At 69.5% G+C, this 5630-nt stretch carries 6 protein-coding genes; 5 read left to right on the top strand and 1 reads right to left on the bottom strand.

Annotated features, from left to right (window positions below):
- Both E1264_RS44920 and E1264_RS39360 read left to right on the top strand, forming a co-directional pair.
- A partial coding sequence (locus E1264_RS44920) for a hypothetical protein (RefSeq protein WP_207936833.1) occupies positions 1-276 on the top strand: 276 nt, incomplete at its 5' end.
- A gap of 104 nt (positions 277-380) precedes the next feature.
- A complete protein-coding gene (locus E1264_RS39360; protein ID WP_165964616.1) occupies positions 381-1598 on the top strand; it encodes an NlpC/P60 family protein in 1218 nt (405 codons plus the stop codon).
- Between the two features lie 178 nt (positions 1599-1776).
- On the opposite strand, the gene E1264_RS39365 is transcribed toward E1264_RS39360, so the two are convergent.
- A complete protein-coding gene (locus E1264_RS39365; protein ID WP_132182143.1) occupies positions 1777-2268 on the bottom strand; it encodes an inorganic diphosphatase in 492 nt (163 codons plus the stop codon).
- A 138-nt stretch (positions 2269-2406) separates the two neighbouring features.
- Between E1264_RS39365 and dacB the strand changes: the two genes are divergently transcribed.
- The 3 genes from dacB to E1264_RS39380 all read left to right on the top strand — a co-directional run.
- Positions 2407-3804, top strand: coding sequence for a D-alanyl-D-alanine carboxypeptidase/D-alanyl-D-alanine-endopeptidase (dacB, locus tag E1264_RS39370; protein WP_243711451.1), 1398 nt, complete (start codon positions 2407-2409; stop codon positions 3802-3804).
- A gap of 144 nt (positions 3805-3948) precedes the next feature.
- Positions 3949-5058 carry a zinc-dependent metalloprotease gene (locus tag E1264_RS39375; RefSeq protein ID WP_132182149.1) on the top strand — a complete coding sequence of 370 codons (1110 nt, stop codon included), beginning with the start codon at positions 3949-3951 and terminating at the stop codon, positions 5056-5058.
- A gap of 99 nt (positions 5059-5157) precedes the next feature.
- On the top strand, positions 5158-5630 hold a 473-nt coding region (locus E1264_RS39380), incomplete at its 3' end, for a tRNA lysidine(34) synthetase (RefSeq protein WP_132182145.1).

The following is a 5630-nucleotide window of genomic DNA, read 5'->3' on the forward strand; positions in this document are numbered from 1 at the left end:
CTCCAGGCCCAAGCCTCCATCGTCCCGCCCCCCGTCTTCCGACCCTCCGTCGTCCAAGCCGCCGTCGTCCCCAGAGCCGTCGCCCTCTGGGCCACCGCCGTCCGACGGCGGACCGGACCCGTCTCCGGACGCGCCTCCCTCAACAGAGCCGTCCTCATCGACCCGGTCTACCGCTCCCAGTACGAGCACAACGTCCAGTCCCTGATCGGCGGCGTGGGCGGACGTACCTGTGATTGCCCGAATCAACTACTCTCCGTAGGAGATTGTTTGCGCTAAGCAGTCCTTGCCAGGGGGAGGACGTGCGCATGGCACCTGGCGCAACAAAGGCCCGTCGCGCGATCCCGTCGCCCCTTCGCGGTGTGTCCTCCCTCCGCGGTGCGGTGCTGCCGCTGATCGCCTTCTCCGCGAGTCTCGCGCTCGGTATGAGCATGCAGTCGTCTGCCGCGTCCGCGCATCCCACCGCCGCCGACCCAGGCCCCAGCGCGCGCGACGTTAAACGGAGCCAGGACCGGGTCAGGGAACGGGCCGCCGAGGTAGGACGGACGAAGGCCAAGCTCGCCCAAGCGGACGGCGAACTGGACCGGCTCGCGGTCGCCGCAGAGACCGCCATAGAGCGCTACAACGGCGAGCGGCTCAAACTGCAGCGGTCGCAGCAGGCGCATAGGGACACCCTGGTGCGACTGGCCGAGGCCGACCGAAGGCTAGAGGCGACGCGGGCCGAACTGGCGTCGTTCGCCGCACAGGCCTACCGCTACAACACCGGCTACAACCAGATGCCACTGGCTCTCACCGGCAACGGCGGCCCCCAAGGCTCCATGGATCGCGCCGCGACGGTCGAGATGCTCGCCGAACGACGAGCCGCGATGGTCGAACGGGTAGAAGCGGCAAGGAACGTCGCCGACGTGTTCCGCCGCCAGGCACAGGCGGCATCCGCCGAGCAGAGCACGGCGACGAAACGGGCCGACGAGGCCCGCCGGGCTACACAGGCCGCGGTTGCCGCCCAGCAAGCGTCAGTACAGCGCATCGAGGCGGAAAAGCGCCGGCTTGAGCGTCGGCTCGGAAGCGCAGAGGCGCATGCTGCCCGGGTCAAACGCGCGCGGGAACGGGCACTCCAAAAAGTCGAGTCACGCAAGGTTCGTTCCAAATTCACCGGTACGAAACGACCTGTCGCGGGCCTGCCCACGACGGCGGCGCGGGGTGCCGTCGCGGTGCGAGCGGCACTCAGATGGCTCGGCACCCCGTACTCGTGGGGCGGCGGCACCGTGGACGGGCCGAGCTACGGCGTGGGACAGGGGGCGAGAACCATCGGTTTCGACTGCTCCGGCTTGGCGATATACGCATGGCACAAGGCCGGTGTACGGCTCGACCACTGGACGGGCACGCAGTGGACGTCCGGGCCCCACGTCCCCCTCGACGAGTTGCGCCCCGGTGACCTCGTCTTCTTCGCGACCGACACGTCCGATCCCGGCACCATTCACCATGTGGGCATCTACGTCGGCAAGGGGCGGATGGCCGAGGCGCCTTACACCGGCGCACGGGTCCGCATATCCAGCGTCCACCGAGACGACCTGATCGGTGCGACGCGTCCCGCCCTCTGAGGCCGCGCACGTCCGCGCGAAGACGAGGACCCTTCCGCAGGGATTCCGTGCGGAAGGGTCCTTCGCAGTGTCACATCGGCGCGGGAGCGGATTCGGCACCGTTGACCACGTCCGGCTTGGCGCAGCCGGGTCGGCCCAGGAGAACGGGAGGCGGTACGTCGGCCGGTGAGGGCGACGTTCAGTGGCCGCCCTGGTCTGCCGCGCGCTTGAGGGAACGCTCGATCTCCTGCTCGGCCTCGACGCGTCCCACCCAGCTGGCGCCCTCGACGGACTTGCCGGGCTCCAGGTCCTTGTAGACCTCGAAGAAGTGCTGGATCTCCAGGCGGTCGAACTCGGCGACGTGGTGGATGTCGCGCAGGTGCTCCATGCGGGGGTCGGTCGCGGGGACGCAGAGGACCTTGTCGTCACCACCGGCCTCGTCGGTCATCCGGAACATGCCCACCGCGCGGCAGCGGATGAGGCAGCCGGGGAACGTCGGCTCCTGCAGCAGCACCAGCGCGTCCAGGGGATCGCCGTCCTCGCCGAGGGTGTGCTCGATGAACCCGTAGTCGGCCGGATACTGCGTCGAGGTGAACAGCATGCGGTCGAGCCGGATGCGCCCGGTCTCGTGGTCAACCTCGTACTTGTTCCGCTGGCCCTTCGGGATCTCAATGGTGACGTCGAAATCCAAGATGTCCTCCGCTCCCTGCGCGCGCGCAGTGAATAGTCTTTCGGGAGCCCGTGGGCGAGGCCGTCCCCACAGGTGAGTGTTTCCCTTATATAAGGATGTCGCACGTTGGTGAGTGCTGAGTGGGAGAGGGGCGGTCACGTGCCTGGACGGGCCCGTGCCCTCGCAGTCCTGTCGCTGTGCCTCCTTAACGTTTTCGTCATCGCCGCCGGGGCGGCAGTGGTGAAACTCACACCCGACCGCCGTCTGACTCCGCAGCCGCCCAGCGTGGCCTTTCGCGACCCCGTGCGGGCGCCCGCGTCCGCGGCGCTCCCTGCGGCCGATCCCGCGGACGGACGGCCGCCGAACGCGTCCGTCCTGGCCGGACGGCTCTCCGCGCTGATCGGCGGTCCGCGCGCGAAGATGAACGCCGTGGTCATCGATGTGGCGACCCGCCGGCCACTGTTCGAGTGGCGCGCCGACCGGCCGGCGACACCGGCCTCGACCACGAAACTGGTCACGTCGGTGGCCGCACTGGCCTCGGTGGGGCCCGCGCACAGGATCACCACGCAGGTCGTGCAGGGTGCCGGTGGCGGGATAGTACTGGTCGGCGGCGGGGACCCGACATTGACTGCCCTCCCTGCACGCCCTGACGCGGGCCATCCGCCCTATGCGTCCCTCTCAGACCTGGCCAGGCAGACGGCCACTGCGTTGAAGACGTCCGGTATAGGACGGGTGCGCGTTGACTACGACACGTCCGCCTACCAGGGGCCTCGTATTGCAGCCGGATGGAAACCCAACTATGTGCCTGACGGGGAGGTCGCTCCGGTCACTGCGCTAGCGGTTGACGAAGGACGGGTGGCTCCATCTGACCCGTCCAAGAAGACGCGGGTCTCCGATCCAGCGGCCTCTGCCGCCAAGCAGTTCGCCCGGTTGCTCTCCAGGTACGGGGTCAGCGCGAAGGCGGGTCGCAGCACCGTCGCGCAGAAGGGGGCGGTGCGGCTCGGCGCCGTCCAGTCACCGCCGATGTCCGCGCTCGTGGAGCATTTGCTGACCGACAGCGACAACGACGTGGCCGAGGCGGTGGCCAGGCAGGTCGCCATGAAGCTGGGCCTTCCTGCGACGTTCGCGGACGCCGCGCAGGCCGTCCAGCGGGTGCTCGCCCAGATGGGCATCACGCAGGGGGTTTCGGTCAACGACGGCAGCGGTTTGTCCACGCGAAACCGCATCACGCCCATCGCACTGGCACGTCTCGTCTCGATCGCCGCAGGCGAGGAGAACCCGGAGCTTCGTTCTGTCATCACGGGCATGCCGATCGCCGGCTTTTCCGGGACGCTGAGCCCACCGCGCTACACCGGTGCGGCCAGCCGGGCGGGTGCGGGCATGGTGCGCGCCAAGACGGGCACGCTGGCGGGTGTCAGCACGCTCGCCGGGCTTGCGTATGACGCCGACGGCGGGCTGCTCGCCTTCGCGTTCATGGCGGGGGACGGCAAGGGCCCGGTCGATCCGGGAAAGCTGGACCAGTTGGCGGCGGCCATCGCGGCCTGCGGCTGCGGCTGACCGCTCTAACGGACACCTGGCGGTTTGGGGTGGTGTGTGGGCCAGTCCGTACGGGAGATAACCAGAACGGTTGTTCGTTGAACGACTGTGCAGGGCGCTCCGGCGCCACGTCCGAAACGTACGGTGGAGTACATGAGCGCCTCAATGATCGACTGGAACGTGGCGGTCCAGGCCGGGACCCGGCTCGTCAGGCCGGGACCGCAGGTCAGCCACGCCGAGGCCCGCGAGGTCGTGGCGGAGCTGCGCGAGCTGTCGAAGATCGCCCACGGGCATGTCCGGGACTTCACGGGCATGGCCTCCGAACTCGATCCTGACCCTGCGACCGTCGTGGACAGGCCCGGCTGGATCCGCGCGAACATCGACGGTTTCCGTGTGGTGCTCGAACCCCTGATGGAACAGATGTCCGAGCGGCGCGGACCAGGGGCGCTCGGTGGTGCGGGCAACGTCGTCGTCCAGGCCGTGGGCTCTCGCGTCACCGGCATGCAGGTCGGCGCGATCCTCGCCTACATGGCCAGCCGCGTCCTCGGCCAGTACGAGCTGTTCCTGCCGCCCGACCCGTCCGGGCGTGCGCCGACAGGACGGCTGACCCTGGTCGCGCCCAACATCGTGCAGGTGGAGCAGGAACTCGGCGTTGAGGCGCATGACTTCCGCCTGTGGGTGTGCCTGCACGAAGAGACGCACCGCGCCCAGTTCACCGGGGTTTCGTGGCTGCGCGAGTACGTGCAGGACCAGATGACCCAGTTCCTCCTTGCGTCCGACCTTGACCCGGGCGTGATGCTGGACCGCATCCGCGACGCCGCCGAAGCGGTCGCGGACGCGGTGCGCGGTGGCGACGCCAACCTCATCGACGCGATCCAGAGCCCGGAGCAGCGCGCCATCCTCGACCGTCTCACCGCGGTGATGACGCTGGTCGAAGGGCACGGCGACTACGTGATGGACGCCGTCGGCCCGGAGGTCGTGCCGTCCGTGCAGCAGATCCGGTCACGCTTCCAGGGACGGCGTGACGGCGGCTCCAAACTCGACAAGACGATCCGGCGCCTGCTCGGCATCGATCTGAAGATGAAGCAGTACGCGGAGGGTTCGCGGTTCGTCCGGCGGGTCGTCACCGAGGTCGGCATGAGCGGCTTCAACCAGGTGTGGCAGTCCCCGGAGACGCTGCCCACGCACGACGAGATCAAGGAGCCGACCCTGTGGATGGACCGCGTCGTCGGCCCACGCGCCCTCGACGCGCCGCCTAAGGCCAACGAGGCCTGACTGTACGAGAGTCGACGCCCGCGGCCTAGAGGCGACGGCCCGGGGACCTGCTGCGAGCACGGCCAGGCGCAGAACGCCGCGTGGTGGTAGAGGTTTGTCATGGGCCCTGATCCGGCAGTGGCGGCGGTGCGTCTCGCGGTGAGGCGCGCTCTGGCCGACCTTCCACAGGGCACGCCTGTGGTCGCCGCGTGCAGTGGCGGTGCCGACTCCCTGGCACTCGCCGCAGCACTGGCCTTTGAAGCGCCCAGAGCGGGACGCCTGGCCGCCGGCGTCACGATCGACCACGGTCTGCAGGACGGTTCCGCAGAGCGCGCGGACGGCGTCGTCCGAACCATGGCGGACCTGGGCCTGGACCCGTCCGGATCGATCGCGGTCACCGTCGATGGGCCGGGCGGACCGGAGAACGCGGCCCGCGACGCCCGCTACAGGGCGCTCGACGAGGCCGCCGGCCGGCTCGGCGCGGCGGCCGTCCTCCTCGGGCATACGCAGGACGACCAGGCCGAGACCGTCCTGCTGGGCTTGGCACGCGGTTCCGGGGCCCGATCCCTGTCCGGCATGCCGGCCACTGTCAA

This window comes from Actinomadura sp. KC216 (assembly GCF_004348535.1).
In the GTDB taxonomy this organism is placed as follows: domain Bacteria; phylum Actinomycetota; class Actinomycetes; order Streptosporangiales; family Streptosporangiaceae; genus Spirillospora.